The 19,311-nt window shown below is 33.2% G+C and carries 15 protein-coding genes; 11 read left to right on the plus strand and 4 right to left on the minus strand.

Annotated elements, in window-relative coordinates:
- Positions 1 to 5: 5 nt before the first annotated feature.
- The gene (locus tag GBH57_RS00370; RefSeq protein WP_151672069.1) at positions 6 to 530 is read left to right on the plus strand and encodes a hypothetical protein; all 525 of its coding nucleotides are present in this window, start codon (positions 6 to 8) and stop codon (positions 528 to 530) included.
- Positions 531 to 608: 78 nt separating this feature from the next.
- Positions 609 to 2,324, plus strand: a complete 1,716-nt coding sequence (locus tag GBH57_RS00375; protein WP_151672070.1) for a hypothetical protein — start codon at positions 609 to 611, stop codon at positions 2,322 to 2,324.
- Positions 2,325 to 2,345: 21 nt separating this feature from the next.
- Here the strand turns inward: GBH57_RS00375 and GBH57_RS00380 are convergent, their stop codons facing one another.
- Positions 2,346 to 4,259, minus strand: coding sequence for a putative porin (locus GBH57_RS00380; protein WP_151672071.1), 1,914 nt, complete (start codon positions 4,257 to 4,259; stop codon positions 2,346 to 2,348).
- A 116-nt stretch (positions 4,260 to 4,375) separates the two neighbouring features.
- On the opposite strand from GBH57_RS00380, the gene rnhB reads away from it, so the two are divergent.
- The 6 genes from rnhB (at position 4,376) to GBH57_RS00410 (ending at position 13,974) form a co-directional block, all read left to right on the plus strand.
- Positions 4,376 to 4,975 (plus strand): ribonuclease HII, encoded by a 600-nt coding sequence (gene rnhB / locus GBH57_RS00385; RefSeq protein ID WP_151672072.1) that lies wholly within the window; start codon positions 4,376 to 4,378, stop codon positions 4,973 to 4,975.
- Positions 4,976 to 5,058: 83 nt separating this feature from the next.
- On the plus strand, positions 5,059 to 7,458 hold the full coding sequence (locus GBH57_RS00390; protein WP_151672073.1) for a hypothetical protein: 2,400 nt from the start codon (positions 5,059 to 5,061) through the stop codon (positions 7,456 to 7,458).
- Positions 7,459 to 7,564: 106 nt separating this feature from the next.
- On the plus strand, positions 7,565 to 10,522 hold the full coding sequence (locus GBH57_RS00395; RefSeq protein ID WP_151672074.1) for a hybrid sensor histidine kinase/response regulator transcription factor: 2,958 nt from the start codon (positions 7,565 to 7,567) through the stop codon (positions 10,520 to 10,522).
- 114 nt (positions 10,523 to 10,636) lie between these two features.
- Positions 10,637 to 11,725: a T9SS type A sorting domain-containing protein gene (locus tag GBH57_RS00400; protein ID WP_151672075.1), complete on the plus strand. Its 1,089-nt coding sequence runs from the start codon at positions 10,637 to 10,639 to the stop codon at positions 11,723 to 11,725.
- Between the two features lie 207 nt (positions 11,726 to 11,932).
- Positions 11,933 to 13,282, plus strand: coding sequence for a tail fiber domain-containing protein (locus GBH57_RS00405; RefSeq protein ID WP_151672076.1), 1,350 nt, complete (start codon positions 11,933 to 11,935; stop codon positions 13,280 to 13,282).
- An 8-nt stretch (positions 13,283 to 13,290) separates the two neighbouring features.
- Positions 13,291 to 13,974: a TapB family protein gene (locus GBH57_RS00410; protein ID WP_151672077.1), complete on the plus strand. Its 684-nt coding sequence runs from the start codon at positions 13,291 to 13,293 to the stop codon at positions 13,972 to 13,974.
- 59 nt (positions 13,975 to 14,033) lie between these two features.
- Here GBH57_RS00410 and lipB read toward each other — a convergent pair whose 3' ends face one another.
- Genes lipB through GBH57_RS00425 form a run of 3 tightly spaced genes read right to left on the minus strand, consistent with a single transcriptional unit; the run spans position 14,034 to position 15,733 of the window.
- On the minus strand, positions 14,034 to 14,732 hold the full coding sequence (gene lipB, locus GBH57_RS00415) for a lipoyl(octanoyl) transferase LipB (protein ID WP_151672078.1): 699 nt from the start codon (positions 14,730 to 14,732) through the stop codon (positions 14,034 to 14,036).
- 12 nt (positions 14,733 to 14,744) lie between these two features.
- The gene (locus GBH57_RS00420) at positions 14,745 to 15,569 is read right to left on the minus strand and encodes a hypothetical protein (RefSeq protein ID WP_151672079.1); all 825 of its coding nucleotides are present in this window, start codon (positions 15,567 to 15,569) and stop codon (positions 14,745 to 14,747) included.
- 5 nt (positions 15,570 to 15,574) lie between these two features.
- The gene (locus tag GBH57_RS00425; RefSeq protein ID WP_151672080.1) at positions 15,575 to 15,733 is read right to left on the minus strand and encodes a YqaE/Pmp3 family membrane protein; all 159 of its coding nucleotides are present in this window, start codon (positions 15,731 to 15,733) and stop codon (positions 15,575 to 15,577) included.
- Between the two features lie 106 nt (positions 15,734 to 15,839).
- Here GBH57_RS00425 and GBH57_RS00430 point away from each other — a divergent pair, with 106 nt between their 5' ends.
- The 3 genes from GBH57_RS00430 (at position 15,840) to lysS (ending at position 19,243) form a co-directional block, all read left to right on the plus strand.
- Positions 15,840 to 16,892: a response regulator transcription factor gene (locus GBH57_RS00430; RefSeq protein ID WP_151672081.1), complete on the plus strand. Its 1,053-nt coding sequence runs from the start codon at positions 15,840 to 15,842 to the stop codon at positions 16,890 to 16,892.
- A 100-nt stretch (positions 16,893 to 16,992) separates the two neighbouring features.
- Positions 16,993 to 17,409 (plus strand): DUF1573 domain-containing protein, encoded by a 417-nt coding sequence (locus GBH57_RS00435; RefSeq protein WP_151672082.1) that lies wholly within the window; start codon positions 16,993 to 16,995, stop codon positions 17,407 to 17,409.
- A gap of 142 nt (positions 17,410 to 17,551) precedes the next feature.
- Positions 17,552 to 19,243, plus strand: a complete 1,692-nt coding sequence (gene lysS / locus GBH57_RS00440) for a lysine--tRNA ligase (protein WP_151672083.1) — start codon at positions 17,552 to 17,554, stop codon at positions 19,241 to 19,243.
- Positions 19,244 to 19,311: the final 68 nt, after the last annotated feature.

The following is a 19,311-nucleotide window of genomic DNA, read 5'->3' on the forward strand; positions in this document are numbered from 1 at the left end:
AAATTATGACACTAGAAATTATTGTATTTGTACTCGCTATCCTTTTTGGAATGATTTTATACTGGAGTGAATCTAAAAGTAACCGTGTTTATCGATGGATCAACCACCTTACACATAATGAGGACATTCAAATGAAGGCTGACAATAGAAAAGGGTTTTTCCACTTGCAACCTTTTATTTGGCGACTAGTTTATTTAACATTATTATTTGTTGTGGTAGGAGCTGTTGTTAGTTTCGCAACACCAATAAACGCTTTTTACATTCAATACTTCGTTTCGGCAATTGTGGGGACATTAATAGGAACTTATTTAGCTGGACTTATTGTTTTTGTTTCAGAAAAAACAAAGAAAGAAGCCTTGGTTGAAGCTTACGAAAAAGGAAAGGAAAGTGTTGAAGATTTAGTGGAAGATGTAAAAGATAGGTTTGAACCAGAGGTAATTGAAACTAAACAACCTTCCCAAAAGAATATTTCCGAAGCTCCTAAAAAAAGCGCTAGAGATCGCTTTAAGGATAAAGGAATGATAAAGTAAGTATTGATTAACGATTGAGGATTGTTGGTATTTATTTTTAAAATTTCGACAACAAACTACAAACTATAAACTCAAAAGATGAAAGCATACTGGCAAAAAGGAGGCAAACAAAAACGAATCGTTATTATTGGCGCAATCGTAATATTGCTTTTATTGTTTTTTTTAAGAGATGACTATCAACCAGCATTATTGTTTCTTAGAAAATACATTTTCATATTAATATTGAGTGGGCTATTCCTTTGGTTTATATTGCGAAAATTTAGAGCCACAGCAGCCACAGGAAAACGTGTTTTTATTCTGTTAGGTATTGTATTATTTTTTGGCGTAGGATGGTTTATAGGATGGAAAAATGACATGTATGCGTACATGCAAACTTATAATGTATTCAATAATCTTGACCTTGTTGAAATTGACGAATTACCTTTAACCCAAAACGAACGTATACAGCCATACAATAACATTGTAACAATGGCCTACGAATCTATTGGCGAGACACAAGAAGTGTCGCCACCGCAGCTTGTAAGAGTTGACAGTACTAATCAATGGACTATGGCAGTACAACCCGCAAAGGAATATTCGTGGCAGCGTATGAGTGATAATACCGAAGAGATTTTCGCGGTTGCAAGTACTTCGCCATTTCCGCGATTTGCAGATGCGAATAGAATACCGGTAACATTTGCTATAGGAGAATCGCTTGCGTTTAGCCGAAATACCTACAACGCCGTAGTACAGCGCTTTAATTTTTTACAATTGTTTACGCTAGAACCTAGTGAGGTTTTCTATATGAAAGATGACAGCGGAAAATGGGTGCAAGTGGTAAGTCTTATAAAATGGAAAGGCTTCTTTTTCCCTTATCCGTCATACGGTGGAGTTATGATTATTGAACCTGGAGAACACGATACAAGTGATTATATTGAACGAATCACCATAGGAAAAGGAACTTATGTTTCGCCTGAAGAGACACAGAAACATCCATTTTTAACTAGACAAAATACACTTGCCGAAAGTGTATCGAGATTGCAAGCAGAATCATTACAATTTCTTGGTGGGTTTACAGACCCATTACCTTGGAATATGGAAACGGCTGTAAAAATTCCAGATTTAAAAGACGATGAAAATCAGCAACCATTTGTAACCGATTTCAATTTTAGCGGAATGACGACAGATGCCTTTAGTGGCTTGTATCATTGGTTTGGTCTTGAACCAATAGGGGAAGAAAGAACTAGCTTATCATTTAGCGTATTGATTCCTGCAGATGGAACTGATAAACTTTATTATTATAATCACGGAGCTAAAAAAGAAGGACTTGCAGGAGTTAGTGCAATGCCTTTAAAAGTAATTGAATCTAAAAAAGAATACGATTGGTCTGTTAATAAACCTGTAGAATTTAGACCTTTTATCAAAGAAATTGCTGGCAGAAAAAGGCTTTTTGTAATTAGTACTATTGCAGCAAAACGTGATGACAGTAAAAAGTTTGATGGTGCAGCAACCCCAGATTTAGCTTTAGTGGACACGGAATATCGCGATGTAATTTGGGTAGATGCAAAACACCCATCTCAATGGGAAACTCAAATATTAGCGCAGATGGGCGAAACATGGCAAACAAGTGAAAACTTAACAAATGAACAGTTATACCCTACTCGAAAAGATATTGATGTAGCTACTGACTCTATTGCAATTTCAAATGAAATTATTGAAACAATTAGTGTAAACAAACGAGATTCGATTAAGAATATAAATCGCCGTGATTCATTAAGAGCAGCTGCTCAAAGAGTACTAGATAGTTTGAATTAAGAAGACTGAATTACACTTAATTTATAAAAAGAAATCCCAAACTAAGCCAAATCTAAAAGTTGAGTCTCTGTATGGATATCCAGGAGCAGAAAAATAATTATTACTACTATTAAACATTGAATTGAAATTCTCCCAAGTAAAGTAGATTCGTGTTTGTCTAATTTTAGCATTGAAAAATAAATCTACCAAAGGAAAACCACCTAGCTCCTGTTCGTTTTGAACATAAAACTCTGCTAGAACGGGATCATAGGCATTCATATTATATTTAGTAAAATACTTAAATGTTGCCCCTGTTTCTAAATACAAAGCTTTTTTAAACCACTCGTCTTGGTAAAATAATGATTGTCTTGTTGTAAATTCTGGGACATTAAAAACATCATTCCCTCCTACTACATTTTGATACATAACTGTATTTGCAAGAGCAAAAGTTCTCCATTTAAATGTACGTTCTGCTTTTATTTTTAAGTAATCTACACGTTCGGTAGCTTGTTGTGGCGTGGGTGTAGAATCGTTTGCTTGGATTGCGAAATACGTGTAATCATCAACACCCGTATAGCTCACAGAAACATTAGCTAGTTTGTTTGATTGTAAATCAAACCTAAGCTCTTGTGTTTTCACATTATTAAATTCGTTTTTCCAATTATAGTTAATATAGTCGTTCTGATATAATAGAAAATTAAAATTTGGTGCAGCAGAGTGAATATGGAGGGAGGCTTTCCCCATTAAATCTTCATTAAGTTTATAGCCAGCAGAAGCTTCTATATAATTCCCATCAAACTCGCCCGAAATATTAATGGCAGCTTTTCCATTTAATTCAAAACCGCGATATTTTTTTTGGTAAGCTGCTCCAGCTTCTAAAATAGACCCTTTAATTCTGTTTGGTATTCTCCCAGAGTCTAATTCTAGGACCGTGTTATAGCCGTAATTAAAATCTGTGTATCCTGTAAAAACAGTCATATTTCCGAAGAGCGAATGATTTGCACTTGCATACACCTTCGCATTAAAATCTTCAAGCTTGGTTGTAGAAAGTAGATTAGTTGCTTCAAATGATTCCCCATAAGGGCTGTAAGCAGTTAACTGGCGATATTCAAAAAATCGATCTTCGTACGATAGAATGTTTCCTAGTTTTATAGAAAGTGCATCTGTACTATCCTTTCTTTGTATAAGTTCATATTCTTGTTCTCCATAGAAACGGATACCTTCTAATTTGTTTTCAGCATCTTCAAAGTTTACATCTAATCGACCCCTATCACTAAATTCGCTATCATCATTAATAAAAAGTAGTAAAGAGTTATCTGTTAAACCTCCATTTTCTCTATTTAAAACGTCTTGAGCAGCAAAATGAGCTTTAATGTTATAACGGTTATTTTTAGTATGATAATTTGTAGTAAAAACTAAGTTACCTGTACTTGTCAAGCTCTGTTGATAATTACCTAAAGAACGTAATCCTTTGTAATTGATAGAAAAATTAAACTGGCGCGATGTGTTTACGGTAAAAAAAGCATCAAGCATTTGCCCTTGCCCAAAAGCACCTTTGTAAAATAATTCGGTAAGTGGCGTGGGAACATTATAGTAGTTAACATCTTCAATATGTTTATAATTAAAATGATGTGATTGTGCTGCGAATAACGGCTTTAGATTATTCTTTGATAAATCTACCGAAAGTGAATTATAAGTCTGCCCTGCATTTGCAAAAGGGAGTAATTCAAAATCGTCTTTTCGCAAATAATTAAACTTGTATAATTTTTTAATATTGAGTGTAGTGTCTACATAGGTAGTATCTCTTTCTGCAGAGATTATCAAATAATCGGTTATTGGTGGTTTCTCATTTTTTGGCGCTGACTTTGTACGCTCTGGTTTTGCACGTTCAGGTTTTTGTGCGAAAGCGCTTCCGAAGGAAGTAAGAACTATCAATAAAAATAAGCAGTGCTTCATAGTTTGTTAACGATAATGACAAAGGTATATTTTTTTTGTCTCTTGCTTTACAGCGAAAATTTTAATATTTGCTAATATTATATTGTTCTAAATCAAAGACGACATTACATACACTAATGCTTCAACTTAAAATACATAACGAATTAATTGAATGTGGCACAGACGAAGCAGGTCGTGGTTGCCTCTCAGGACCAGTTACAGCTGGAGCCGTTATATTGCCAGACGATTTTTCACACCCTTGGCTAACAGACTCAAAACAGCTCACGCATAAAAAAAGAATGCAATTAAAACCCATTATTGAAGCAGAAGCAATTAGCTACGGTGTTGCACATGTAATGATGGAGGAGATTGATAAAATTAATATTTTGAATGCTTCAATTTTAGGAATGCATAGAAGTATTGCGCAACTAACCCCGCAACCACAATTTATTGCTATTGATGGAAATAGGTTTAAACCCTATGGAAATACGCCCTACGAAACCGTAGTAAAAGGTGACGGAAAGTTTTTACACATTGCAGCAGCTAGTATTCTTGCTAAAACATATCGCGATATTTATATGGAAGAACTCGATGCTAAATATCCAGAATATGGTTGGAGACAAAATAAAGGCTACCCAACTAAAGTACATCGTGAAGCAATTAAAAAATATGGCCCAACCCCTTTTCACAGAATGAGTTTTAGACTACTACCCGAACAATTAAAACTAGATGTTTAAAGCATAAATTTTTGTTGAAAACACGTCAATAAAGTATACGCAATTAGCAACCATTACATTATTTAAGCTAGTATTTTTGTTTTGTGAAAACTGTTCTAAAATACCTGTTACTTATAAGCACACTTGTTTTATACAATTGTACAGATCCATCTTCAACTGCAAAAACAGTTTGGGACACTATTCCGCAAAACAGTACAAGTGTTGTCAAAACAGAAAATTTCAATAACTTTCTAGCAGCATTAAAACAAGATAATTCTCAAGAGTCAATTGCAACAAATGGCATAGCCGAAATTCTAAAGAGTGAAAATCTACTCCAGTATTTTAACCCTAGTGATGAAACTCTAATTGCTATTACTTCAAAAGGAGATTTTAGTATCCACACTAAATGGGCTGATAGTCTTTTAAAAATAGACAGCTTACCCAATCGCTTAATTGAAACACTTAAAATTGAAAAATTTGAGTTTCAAAAAATAACAGTTGATGACGCTATTTTATTCTCCGCTATAAAAGATAGCATCTATATATTAAGCTCTTCACAACAACATTTAACAACGTTGATGCGTAATTCAATTAACATACAACCTGCGTTAAATAGTATTAATAAGGCTGTTGTAGATAGTACAGCTATTTTCACTAAGCATATTAAAAATAACCCACTTAACGACAGTTTGAGTTTTGGCTCTTATTGGGAGGGTTATGCCTACACTACTGATAACGATTTATTTTCTGCTCACGGTATTTTGAAATCTAATGACACGCTTCCTTATTTTATTGATTCATTTAAAAATCAAAAACCTCAACCGATAACCATCCCACAAGTATTACCCGTTACCATTGATGGTGCTACTATAATTAGCTTTTCGGACAGTGTTCAGTTACTTAAAAGTTCAGAAAAAGTTTCTATAGCTCAAAGTACTTTTTTCGAAACTCTTCAAGAGTTTGCTTCAGGTACTGTGGGTACTGACTCATTTGTGGTAGCTAAAAGTCTAGATGCTTCTCTTTCATTAGAAAGTATAGAAATGTACCTAACTGAAAATGTTGATTACAGAGGTGTAATGTTATATACCATTCAAGAAGATGGTGATTTTATAAATAACAAGGTTTCAGTTTTGAATATTTCAGAAGAATTAAACACCTTATTTAGATTTGAAAATTACCTTATTGCAACCAGCTCAGTAACTGCTGCCGAAGATTATATTAGAGCATTACAAGCTTCAATAGTACTTGCAAAAGACCAAAACTACATAGCTCTACAAAACGTGCTTAGCAATGCTGCTACTATTGTTTACATAGGTAGAAACAACATTAGTAATGATATTTTAGTCACGACGTTTGAACCAAATAGAAATAACAATACAAACAGAAAAGGACTACTTACTGTAAAGCAATTAATCGTTGAGAAAGATTATGCTAATGTTGCACTTGCGAGCATAAAAGAGCAGAAAAGTAATGCGCCACAAATACCTGTAAGTCAGATTTCTGAAATAGATATTCCCAATACTATATTAGGAAAAGCGATTTTTCTAAATAATACATCTTCTAAAAAAACTAATATTATCACTCAGGATATTGAGAATACACTTTATGCATTTAGCGACAATGGCACTAAAGTATGGTCACGAAATTTTGACAATCCTGTGTTAGGAGAAATTACAGTTATTGATTTAAATAAAAACAGAAAACAACAACTTGCTTTTACAACAAAGGATGGGTTTTATGTTATTGACAATAGAGGGAAAGATGTTGCGCCATTTCCTATTAGATTTAAAGATGAAGTAACACAACCACTTTCAGTTTTTGATTACGACGGAAATAGAAAATATCGTTTTTTAGTAGTTCAAGGAAAAGAAGTATTAATGTACGATAAAAAAGCAAAAACAGTTAAAGGGTTCACGTTTAAAAAAACAAAAAACACCATTGCATCTTCACCTAAACACCTTCGACTTGGATCTAAAGATTACATATTAATAACTGAAGACACTGGTAAAATCAACTTTTTAAGCAGAACAGGTAAATCAAGGATTTCCGTTTCTGATAAGTTTGATATATCTGAAGATGGCATTCATAAGCAAGGGACTCAATTTGCATTTATCACTAAGAAAAATGAGCAAGTAACGATATCGCAAAGCGGAAAAATTCAGCGAAAAAAACTTGATGGCGCAGGGCAATTTAGACTTGACACTGAAAATAATCTAATTGTTTTATTAAATGACAATATTCTTAATATTGACGGGAAGATTATTGAACTTCCTTTTGGTATTTATACCGCACCACACATACACACATCGAATAAAAACACCTATATCACAGTCACTGAAACTCAGGAAAATCAAGTCTACGTTTACGATTCAACAGGCAGACTACTTGAAGGCTTCCCTGTTTATGGAACTACTCCTGCGGTTTTGTACAGAACTACAGCTAAAAAACTACAACTACTCACACTTGGTAATGACAAGCAACTGCTGCTTTACCAAATAAATTAACACCTGTTGTTACGTACGTAACTTATGTTTGTTACATATGTAATAGCCATAAGTATTTGGTTTACTTACTATTGCGTATATTTAATGTATGTAAATAGAACAACCAGTGAAAAAGCTTCTTTACCTTAGCAGTCTACTACTTTCGGTATTTTGTATTGCTCAAAAGCAACCTTACGTTGAAATAATTAGCGAACAAGATTCTTTAGAAATAATTAACTATCGCACTAAACTGGCCCAATATGTAAATCCTATTCCTGATAGTGCATTTTTCTACGGACGAAAAATAAGAACAACTGCTACAAACCTAAATTACGGAAAAGGTATTGCAGATGCAGACTATTTACTAGGTGCTTGTTTTAAGCGAGTTCAACAAAATGATAGCGCATTAATCTATTTTAATAAATCGCTTAAACTTTCGAAAGAATTAGATTACAACATTGGAAAAGGGCGAGCTTATAATAATTTAGGACGTACTTATTATTTACTGGGTGAAATGGAAAAATCCATAACCGCAAGTAAAAATGCTATCGCAAGTATAAAAAATAGTGGCCCCACTGAAGATATGATTATTGCAGATTCCCATACCGCTTTAGCTACAGCATATTCAAGAAAAAATGATATGAATAATGCCATCACACAGTTGCTAAAGGTAGATTCTATGCATCAAAAAGCAGCTTTACGTCCAGATGTGATTGCGGCAGCTTATCAAAATCTTGGGAATATTTATTTAGAATTAGAAGAGTATCCTACCGCAATTAATCAATTTGAAAAAGCGAATAGTGAATTCACTAAACTACCTGAAGGTGCTTCTCAATTTTACAAAAACACAACGAATATTTTTCTAGGAAAAGCCTATTTACAAACCGAAAAAATAAAAATCGCAGATAGTTTACTTTCTACATCTTATGTATATTTTAAAAAAGCAGAAGACCAACGTTTAGTTGCTGAAATAGCCCACTATCTAGGGCAATTAGAACTTAAAAAAAATAATCTAAAAAAAGCCGAAATATTCTTTACCGAAAGTTTCACTAATCATAAAGATAACAATAGGCCTTTTGAAGCTGCACAAGGAGCATTAGAAATAGTAAAACTAGAACTCTCTAAAAATAATCTAAAAAAAGCACGCTATTATTTAGAAGAAGCAAGGGTTTTAAATATAGATGCTCAAAATAGTAAGCTTACACAGGAGTTGTTATTTTATAAAGCTCAAATATTGAGTTTACAAGGAAACTTTAAAGAAGCATATGCGTATAGCAATAAGGCTAAAAGACTTCAAGATTCACTTCAAAGAATACAGAGTTCTGAAAAAATAAAAGAAATTGAAGCCATCTATGAAACCGAAAGTAAGGATCGTGAAATTAAGTTACTCACCTCTCAAAAAAAATTAGCTGAACAACAAAAAACAAATCAGCGAAATTTATTACTTGGCGGATTATGTATTACAAGCATCCTAGGATTATTTTTCTTTTTTCAATATAAAAATAGACAAAAAATTCATAAAAAACTTCAAGAGTTAGATATTGCTAAGTCAACATTCTTTGCCAATATATCTCACGAGTTTAGAACTCCATTGACATTAATAAAAGGGCCAATTGAAGACCAATTAGAAAATGGCACATTAACCTTTTCGGAACGAAAAAATCTTACTTCAGCTAAGCAAAACGCGCAACGTTTAGAAAGCTTAGTAAAACAGTTACTAGGTTTATCAAAGTTAGAAAGCGGTACTTTTAAATTGAAAGTACAAGCCGGAAATTTATCTGAATTTTTAAAAGCTCAAGCAGCATTTTTTATTTATAAAAGTCAGGAAAATGCAATCAAATTTGTTTCATCAATTAGTACATTGAATGAAATGGCTTGGTTTGATCGTGATGTTTTAGAAAAGGTTTGCGTTAATTTACTTGGTAATGCTTTTAAATATACTCCTATAAATGGAAGCATTCACTTTAATGGCACTTTAGAAGATGGGATTTATAAAATTTCGGTTAAAAATAGCGGCACTTATTTAAATGATGATGAAACTTCTAAAATATTTGAACGGTTCTATCAAACAGATCCAAATAATCCGGGAACAGGAATAGGACTTGCCCTTACTAAAGAATTGATTACGCTACATAAAGGAATTATTAAAGTAACGAGTAACCACGAAACAGGAACAGAATTTATCATCTACTTACCTTATCAAAAAAGCGCTTTTAACATAGATGAAATAGTAGACTCGCCTCATATTGAATTTACATCAGAAATTGCTAAAAACATTGATGAAACATTATTATCAAAATCAACTTCTAAGGAAGATGCTCCTATATTACATATAATTGAAGATACAATTGACATTAGAAATTACGTGAATTCTATTTTTAATGAAACTTTTATTGTCAATGAATCTGCAAATGGAAACGATGGAATTGAAAGTGCAACTACTAATATCCCAGATATTATTATATGTGATATCATGATGCCAGGAATAGATGGTTTTGAAGTTACAAAACAACTTAAGAGCAATCCAATAACAGCGCATATTCCTATTATATTATTGACCGCTAAAGTGGAAGATGCAGATAAAATAAAAGGTAACAATATAGGAGCAGATGCATATGTTTCTAAACCTTTCAATTCACAATTATTGAAAGCGCAAGTACATAATTTACTTGAAAACCGCAGAAAACTACAAGAGCGATTTTCACAAGAAGTAATTTTAAGACCTAAGGAAATTGAAATAACATCAGCAGAAGAACAATTTTTAGATCAGCTACAATCAACGATGGATAAACATCTTACAGATGCTGAATTTAACGCGACTCGTTTTCACGAGGTTATGGCTATGAGCAGAATGCAACTTCACCGCAAATTGAAAGCACTTACAGGACAGTCAACAACTGAGTTTTTAAGAAGTCAGCGATTAAAAGCCGCTACCTTATTATTGAAACAAGATAAAATCTCTATTTCTGAAGTTGGATACACAGTAGGATTTAACGACCCATCGTATTTTGCGAAGTGTTTTAAGCAAGAATATGGTTTAAGTCCTACGAAATATGCCGAAATAAACTCCCTTAACACCCAGTAAAATCAACTACACACAAGTATTGTTACATTAGTACTAGTTTTCGTTACATACCTCATAACAGTATGGTTTTAAACATTTTAGATTTGAACTGTCTAACTAATTAAACCTTATATTATGAAAACACTAGTATCACTTTTCACATTTTTAATCACTTTGAGTGTAATGGCTCAGGAAAAAATGTTTGTCCATACCGCAACTTCGGAAAACATAAACGGAAACTTCACAATTATAGATCATCCAGATTTAAACGAAAATCCAAATGCCTGCTTAACCTATAATCACTACTTTAACCCTGAAGGAGTTTATAACAATAATATTGACGGATTATGGTATAACTCTGGAGCTTCAAAATGGACTATCTATAATGAAAACTTTAGCGAGGTGATGGTAGAAAATGCAAGTTTTGCAATCTACATTGCTGATGAAGGTAAATGCTTCGACCATATTGCGGTTCCAGCTAATATATTTGGAGCAGAAACAGATATTGATCATCCTGAATTAAACAATTCAAATCCGGGACCGTATACTTTTTTTAGCAGCTACTACAATCCTAACGCAATTTACAACCCAAGTAATTATGGGATGAATTATGTAAGTTCTACAAATAAACGCTCAATATTTTCTGAGTCGATAACTACTATTCCCGAAGACTCTGCTTATAAAATACTAATTGCTACTTCAGCTACAGAAAATGACTCACACACTACAAGCGTAGCAAGTATTTCTGGCAATGGTTCTGTGATTGATAATCCATATTTAAATAATAATCCAAACGCGTTGTTTGTATTTACACATTATTATGGACTAGGAGGTGCTAGCAGTGAAGTTCTTTTAGATTCGCCTTTAGGTATTTATTACGATGGATCACACTGGAGTATTTTCAGAGAAGACTTAGGGGTTATGCCTGAAAACGTTGTATTTGATATTGCTATTATGGATAGAGAAATTTTAGCCGTAGAAACTTCCGAAATAACAAACACAATTGCTTTGTATCCAAACCCAGCTATTGATAACATTCAAATTAACGGTAGCACGGAACTTACATCAATATCAATTTTCAATATCCTTGGACAACAAGTATTAAAACATCAAGGAGATTCCAACAGCGAAACTATAAATATTTCACATTTACCACAAGGAATCTACATTGCTAAAGTTGTTTCTGAAGATGCTACACAATCCATAAAATTTCAGAAAAAATAAAAAAATAACGTCCTATAAACTCCCAATTGCGATCTATCAGATTCGCCTTTTTTCAATGCCAAAAAAAACAAACATACTTGAAGGCGAGTTGCCCCAATACTTGTCTACACAAATCTATTTGAATATTGCGCACCTTAAAAAAGGCGAATATCTGCTAAAGATTGTAGATAATAATAAGGTAGTCGAAACCATAACTTTTAAAAAAAAATGATGAAAAATATTGCTTCAATAGTATGTTTCGTGGGACTTTTTATTCACGTAACTTTAAATGCACAAGTGGGTATTGGCACAGTGATGCCAGACGAATCTTCAATACTAGATATAACAGCTGTAGATAAGGGAATACTTGCACCAAGGGTTTCCTTAACTAATGTAACAACAACTATGTTAGACGGTAGTAATACAGCTGCAACTGGACTATTAATTTGGAATACAAATACCGCTACAACAGGTGGTGACGGTATAGGGTTTTATGTATTTACAGGTGTCGTTTGGGAGAAAATTTCAACCGAAAACATTAGTGCAAGTAATGGTTTAACATTAGCTGGAAACGAAATTGTTTTAGGCGGCACTTTAAATCAAAATTCTTCAATTAATCATGGCAATAATAGTTTAAATTTTAATCTATCTGGTATTGGCGACTTTAATGTTCAGGATAATGGAACAACACATTTTCAAGTTAATGATAATGGAAATAGTTATTTTGGCGGTGAAGTTGTTGTCACAGAAGATGCGGTTTCAGGTACAAGAGTTGCTCGTTTATTTAATGTCGCAGACCAAGACGGTGCTTTGTTACTATACCGAAATAACACTGTACAACATAGAATTGACGCCGGCTTTAACACCGTATTTAATGAGCAGGGATTGGATGTAGACTTTGTTATTGAGTCAAATAATAACCCCAATGCGTTTAGAATAAATGCGGGTGAAGATGTCATGTTTGTGGGTAATGCTTCAGCAGGACTTGCAAATGATGGAGATATAATTAATGGCAGCCCAGTAGATTATGTTGCAGCTTTTTACACACCTAATTTTACAAATGGTACCGCTGTACAAATAGGTACTACGGAGTATATAATGGACTCTGGAAATTTGCAAATGTCAGTTTATGGCAGTTGGCTTCCATATTACCCAATGAGTTCCACTTCCCCATTTAGCCTTGGTAATGCTGCTCAAAGATGGACTAGCGTTTGGGCAGTTAATGGAACAGTTCAAACTAGTGACACCCGACTTAAAAAAAATATAAAATCGCTTGATTATGGTCTTGCCGAAATATTAAAACTAAACCCAATAAGCTATCAATGGAAAGATGGTATTGATACTTCAACTAAGTTAGGGTTCTCTGCCGAAGAACTACTAAGTACAATTCCCGAAGTTGTAGTAACACATAGTTACGAGCTTGAAAAAGAAGATGGCCCAACAATAAAAAAAGAGAATAAATATCTTGGTGTTTATTACAGTGATATCATACCTGTACTCACAAATGCTATCCAAGATCAACAAGTACTTATTGAACAATTAGAACAACGTATTAAAAATTTAGAACAAAAAAAATAGATCACTTTATGAAATCTCTACACGTACTCTCAATTAGTGTTATTACATTGTTAATGACTGTTTCAGCAATATCACAAAATAACTGTAGTAAGTTTTATCCATTTGAAGAAGGCATTAATTTTCAAATTACAAGCTATGGAAAAAACAACAAAGTTGCTGCCATTACTGACTACACCGTTTCGCAGGTTACTAATAATTCTGCGACTTATAATTCTATTTTAAAAGATAAAAACCAAAAAGTATTAAACGAAGGAAACTTTAAAATCAATTGCGAAAACAATGGAATAACGATGAACTTAGAATCATTATTAAATCCGCAATTATTTGATCAATATCGCGATTTTGAAACTACTATCTCTGGAACTAATATTGTACTCCCTAACAACCTACAAATAGGACAAGAGTTACCTGATGCTACTATGAAAATGAATATAGATATGAGCGGTATACAAATGGAAATGAATGTACTAATGACTAATAGGAACGTAATTGACCAAGATACTATTACAACTCCTGCTGGTTCATTTTACTGCTATATTATAAGTTACACAAATACAATAGAAATGGGAATGAGTCGCACAAGCACCTCTAAACAATGGATTGCCGAAGGAGTGGGAATGGTAAAACAAGAAGATTACAATAGACGCGGAAAAATTACAAGCAGTAGTTTGTTAACACGTTTCAATAAATAACATTATGCTTGACCTACTTTTTTCTTAAAAGCCGAAGAATTTTAATGCTTCGGCTTTTTTTATATTTTCTCAGCTTCGAATAAGGCTAGAAAATGTTTCATTAATTTTCCTTTTACTTCTTCAAGGTCTATTTCGGCTTTGCCTAATTCTACATTTAATGAAGTAACTGCTTTTCCTTTAATTCCGCAGGGAATCATATTATCAAAATAACCCAAATCTGCATTCACATTTAAAGCAAAACCGTGCATTGTTACCCAACGACTAGCGCGAACACCTAAAGCACATATTTTACGCGCAAATGGTGTTCCTACATCTAACCAAACTCCAGTTTCACCTTTAGATCGTTCAGATTTTACACCGTATTCAGCTAGCGTTAAAATTACCATTTCTTCTAAAAGACGAAGGTATTTATGGATGTCAGTAAAATAATTTTCAAGATCTAAAATAGGATATCCTACAATTTGCCCTGGACCGTGATAAGTAATATCCCCACCCCTATTTATTTTATAATAAGTAGCGCCTATTTCAACAAGTTTAGATTCTGAAATTAATAAATTATCAAGATCTCCACTTTTACCCAAAGTATACACATGTGGATGTTCCACAAACAAAAAATAGTTAGGTGTCGCAAGGGTAGTCTCTTCCCTTCTATTTTTAATTTTAATATTTAATATTTCTTGAAACAATTCCTCTTGATACTCCCAAGTTTCCTTGTAGTCCTTTAATCCTAGATCTTTTACTGTAAGTAATTTATTCAAAATGCGAGTTCTTTATTCTTCGAGAACAACCTCAAAATTGCTTAATAATTTCTTGTCTTTCGTAATCGTCTTAATATCTGTGGTAAATGTTACTGTTTTCCCATCTCCGGAAATAATAGCATTTTTATGAGAAACTGATTTGATTTTTTTAGGAAATGTATAGGTTAGAGTCATACTAGACTCCTCTAACATTTCATCAAACTGCCCCAACATTTCATCCATCATTTCCTGAGATTTCTTTTCTTCTTCAGTTTGATTCTCATCTGTATCTAATAATCTATCAAAAGTATCACCTTCCTCTATCAACAATTTAGGGTCAACTCTTCTAAAGGTATTATCAGTAAACTTATAAGTTACCTTATCAGCTTCTAACATAGAGCCAGAACTATCATTTCCAGTTTTACTTTGTCCTGTTTGTTCTTTTGCCATTGCGAACATATCATCCATTTGATAGGATACAAATTCAATATCACTAAAATTCTTAAACGGCTTACTTACTTCCATAACAAAAATGCCAGTATCCTCATCCATATTTAAGTGCAAAGTCATGTCTTTCATTTCTAAAAGTTGCGCTTGCTTTTCTTCAGGAAGTGTCGCTATACTATCTTTAAATGCGACCATAAAGTCATTAAAATTAATCAAAGTATCCATCTTTGTTTTCTCTTTCCCTTCAGAAGGTGGGGTCATTCCGCCAGCCATTTTCATTATGGTAGAGAGGTCATAACTGTTTTTATAAGTACCGCCCATGTTTTCATTAAACACGATACTTTCAGTTACAGTGCAGCTCGAAACAGTTAGTACAACAACCGCAATAAACAATTTAAAAAGTTGATTCATCTTAATTAATTTTCTGGATTATTTAATATTATTAATGCCGCAATTACTCCAGGAATCCACCCTAAACATGTTAGTATTAACACAATTAAAATAGAACCACATCCTTTACCAATTACGGCTAGTGGTGGAAAAATGATAGCAAGAATTACTCTCCAAATACTCATAGTAGCAAAATTACAATTTAATACACCTAATGAGTAGTCACTTTTTAATTTTGTTACACTTTGCAATCTTGTATCTTAGTGCCTAATATTTTTAGTTTAGCTTTTAATGAATATCAAAACTCTATTTATTGTATTAATCTCTCTCAGCTATTTTGGAGCTTTTGGGCAATATCAGTTTTCAGGAAAGGTAAATAAGGAGTATGATAACGGTACCATTTACTTATCCTTAGTAGATGATTACCGAAAAGTTTCAGGAGTTTTCCCGGAGCAAATACTCGATAAAACAAAAGCTGATTCCCTCGGAAATTTTAATTTCAGCGGAAATAAGCTAGCAAAAGACAATAAGTTATATCGAATTCATATTGATAATTGCACTGAAGAAGAACAACAAAGCTCCCACTTTACAGGGCATTGTAATGACAGCAAAGAAATTGTGTTTATTGCAAATAACTCAACACAAATTGAACTTCCTTTTTCTTTCGAAAATGAAATGTTTTGTCGCGTACTCTCTAAAAACGAAAGTGCAAATGCGCTTTTAAAATTAGACTCGCTTAAAAATGATATGAAATATGCTTTCGGCACCTACCGAAGTGAAGCGAATAGAAAATTGAATTCGAAAAAATGGTTCGAAAAACTGCAACAATTTGGTGCAGATATGAATGAACCTTTAGTGGAACTATATGCATTTTCATTTTTAAGTGAGCGAAGCAGTAGTTTACATTCTTATTATTTAGAAGATATTAGGACTAATCCTTATTACGATGATTTACTTCAGCGATTACAAACTAAATATCCTAACAGCTACTACACCTCACAATATGAAGCCGAATTGGAAGCCGATACAGTTTTCGCTTCAGCTATGAAAAAGGATGCAATACCTTGGCAGCAATCGTTATTAATAATTGTAGTTATTATATCGCTATTGATAAACCTGTATTATTTCAGAAAAAAAAGAAATAAACCTGTTCCACAAACAAAAGCTTCACTTTCTAATCAAGAAGAAAAAGTACTCGCTCTTATTTTAGACAATAAAACAAATAAAGAAATTGCTTCGTTGTTATTTGTAAGTGTTAGCACTGTTAAAACGCACATCAACAACATCTACAAAAAACTGAATGTTTCCTCTCGAGATGAGGTTAAAAAACTATATTTAAAATAATTCCACGGGGGTCTAGTACCTTCTTCAACCCTATATTTAATTGACTTTACTGTTTTTTACAAGAAGTTTGTTTCATTATTAATCACAAAATTAATTTAGTATGAAAACAATTAACTCAACAGTAAAAACAGGTTTAATTACCGTATTATTTTTAGCAATGTCAGTAACAGGCTTTAGCCAACTCGCTTTTGAAAAAGCACCAGTAGCAATTGCCGAAATTTCTTTAGAGACCACAACGCTCGACTATGGAGTGATCGAGAAGAATAGTGATGGGACTCGCACTATTCAATTTACAAACACTGGCGATGCTCCATTAATTATAACAAAAGTAAAATCTAGCTGCGGTTGTACAGTACCTAGTTTTTCAAAAACACCAGTTATGGCTAATGAGAAAGGTGAAATTACAGTAAAATATGATACTAAAAGAATTGGGAAATTCTCTAAAAACATCACAATCACCTCTAATGCAACCACTCCACAACAAACTTTCAAAATAACAGGAATGGTTACGGAATAGTTTCAGGTACAACTCCTAATTTTTGGTCTTAAAACCTTTTTGATAATTCCTTTATCAGAAAGGTTTTATTATATGTTATAATAGCTACAAAAACCATAATTTTGCAAAAGCTTTTTATTAAAGATAAAACCCTTTTAAAATTATGCAATTAAGCGAACTAGAAATTGTACGTAGAGAAAAATTAGCCCAACTAAGAGCGATGGGTATCAACCCCTATCCAGCAGATTTATTTCCTGTAAATCACACAAGTAAACAGATAAAACAGGATTTTGAAGAAGGTAAAAAGGTAATTATCGCTGGTCGATTAATGTCTCGTCGTATTCAAGGAAAAGCTTCATTTGCAGAATTACAAGACAGCACAGGAAGAATACAAGTGTACTTTAATCGCGACGAAATTTGCGATGGAGAAGACAAAACACTTTATAATGAAGTGTATAAAAAATTATTAGATATTGGTGATTTTATTGGTATTGAAGGTGAGTTATTCACTACGCAGGTAGGTGAAAAAACCGTAATGGTTAAAAACTTCAAGCTACTTTCTAAAGCATTAAAACCACTACCTCAACCACGTGTTGATGCAGATGGAAAAGTACACGATGCTTTTACAGATCCTGAACAACGATACAGACAACGTTATGCAGATCTTGTTGTGAATCCACAGGTGAAAGAAGTTTTTATGAAACGTACAAAATTGTTTAATGCAATGCGTACCTTCTTTAATGAACGTGAATACTTTGAAGTAGAAACTCCTATTTTACAACCTATAGCTGGTGGTGCAGCAGCACGACCATTTATAACTCACCACAACTCACTTGACATTCCATTATATATGAGAATTGCAAATGAGCTTTACTTAAAGCGATTAATTGTTGGTGGTTTCGATGGAGTTTATGAGTTTTCTAAAAACTTTAGAAATGAAGGTATGGACCGCACGCATAATCCAGAGTTTACAGCTATGGAAATATACGTATCATACAAAGATTATAACTGGATGATGGATTTCTGTGAGCAATTATTAGAATTTTGTGCAATGGAAGTTAATGGAACGACAGAAGCTACTTTTGGCGAACACACTATAAACTTTAAAGCACCTTATGCCCGTGTAACTATGGCAGACTCAATTAAGCATTTTACTGGTTTTGATATTACTGGTAAAAGTGAAGATGAGTTAAGAGCTGCTTGTATTGAAATGGGAATTACCGTTGACAAAACAATGGGGAAAGGAAAATTAATTGATGAGATTTTTGGTGAGAAATGTGAAGGAAACTACATTCAACCTACTTTTATTACAGACTACCCTAAAGAAATGAGTCCGCTTTGCAAAGAACACAGAGACAATCCTGAATTAACAGAGCGTTTTGAGTTGATGGTTTGTGGTAAAGAAATTGCAAACGCATATAGCGAATTAAATGATCCAATAGATCAACGCGAACGTTTTGAAGCACAACTTAAATTAGCTGAAAAAGGTGACGACGAAGCTACTGCCTTTATTGATTACGACTTTTTACGTGCATTAGAATATGGTATGCCTCCTACAAGTGGAATGGGAATTGGGATGGATAGATTAATAATGTATCTAACTAACAACCCGTCTATTCAAGAAGTATTATTCTTCCCTCAAATGAGACCAGAGAAGAAAACTGTTGCAATGAGTGAAGATGAAAAAGCTGTTGTAAAAATGCTAAAAACAAGTAATCCAATGGAACTTAATGCCCTTAAAGAAGCAAGTGGATTAAGCAATAAGAAATGGGATAAAACCATTAAAGGTTTAACTAAAAACAAGATAGCTAAGGTTGAAAAAACCGAAGAAGGATTATTTGTTTCAGTTATATAAATAAAAAAACGACCTTTAATTAAAAAGGTCGTTTTTTTTATATTTAAAGTGCACATTAATTAGTACAC

Origin of the sequence: Patiriisocius marinus (assembly GCF_008974325.1) — a bacterium.
Taxonomy (GTDB): Bacteria; Bacteroidota; Bacteroidia; order Flavobacteriales; family Flavobacteriaceae; genus Patiriisocius; species Patiriisocius marinus.

What these genes read in the sequence shown, in the direction of transcription:
- lysS (WP_151672083.1), top strand. Translation starts at nt 17,552, where the DNA reads ATGCAATTAAGCGAACTAGAAATTGTACGTAGAGAAAAATTAGCCCAA.
- GBH57_RS00400 (WP_151672075.1), top strand. Translation starts at nt 10,637, where the DNA reads ATGAAAACACTAGTATCACTTTTCACATTTTTAATCACTTTGAGTGTA.
- rnhB (WP_151672072.1), top strand. Translation starts at nt 4,376, where the DNA reads ATGCTTCAACTTAAAATACATAACGAATTAATTGAATGTGGCACAGAC.
- GBH57_RS00370 (WP_151672069.1), top strand. Translation starts at nt 6, where the DNA reads ATGACACTAGAAATTATTGTATTTGTACTCGCTATCCTTTTTGGAATG.
- GBH57_RS00430 (WP_151672081.1), top strand. Translation starts at nt 15,840, where the DNA reads ATGAATATCAAAACTCTATTTATTGTATTAATCTCTCTCAGCTATTTT.
- GBH57_RS00420 (WP_151672079.1), bottom strand. Translation starts at nt 15,569, where the DNA reads ATGAATCAACTTTTTAAATTGTTTATTGCGGTTGTTGTACTAACTGTT.
- GBH57_RS00435 (WP_151672082.1), top strand. Translation starts at nt 16,993, where the DNA reads ATGAAAACAATTAACTCAACAGTAAAAACAGGTTTAATTACCGTATTA.
- GBH57_RS00380 (WP_151672071.1), bottom strand. Translation starts at nt 4,259, where the DNA reads ATGAAGCACTGCTTATTTTTATTGATAGTTCTTACTTCCTTCGGAAGC.
- GBH57_RS00410 (WP_151672077.1), top strand. Translation starts at nt 13,291, where the DNA reads ATGAAATCTCTACACGTACTCTCAATTAGTGTTATTACATTGTTAATG.
- GBH57_RS00425 (WP_151672080.1), bottom strand. Translation starts at nt 15,733, where the DNA reads ATGAGTATTTGGAGAGTAATTCTTGCTATCATTTTTCCACCACTAGCC.
- GBH57_RS00375 (WP_151672070.1), top strand. Translation starts at nt 609, where the DNA reads ATGAAAGCATACTGGCAAAAAGGAGGCAAACAAAAACGAATCGTTATT.
- GBH57_RS00405 (WP_151672076.1), top strand. Translation starts at nt 11,933, where the DNA reads ATGATGAAAAATATTGCTTCAATAGTATGTTTCGTGGGACTTTTTATT.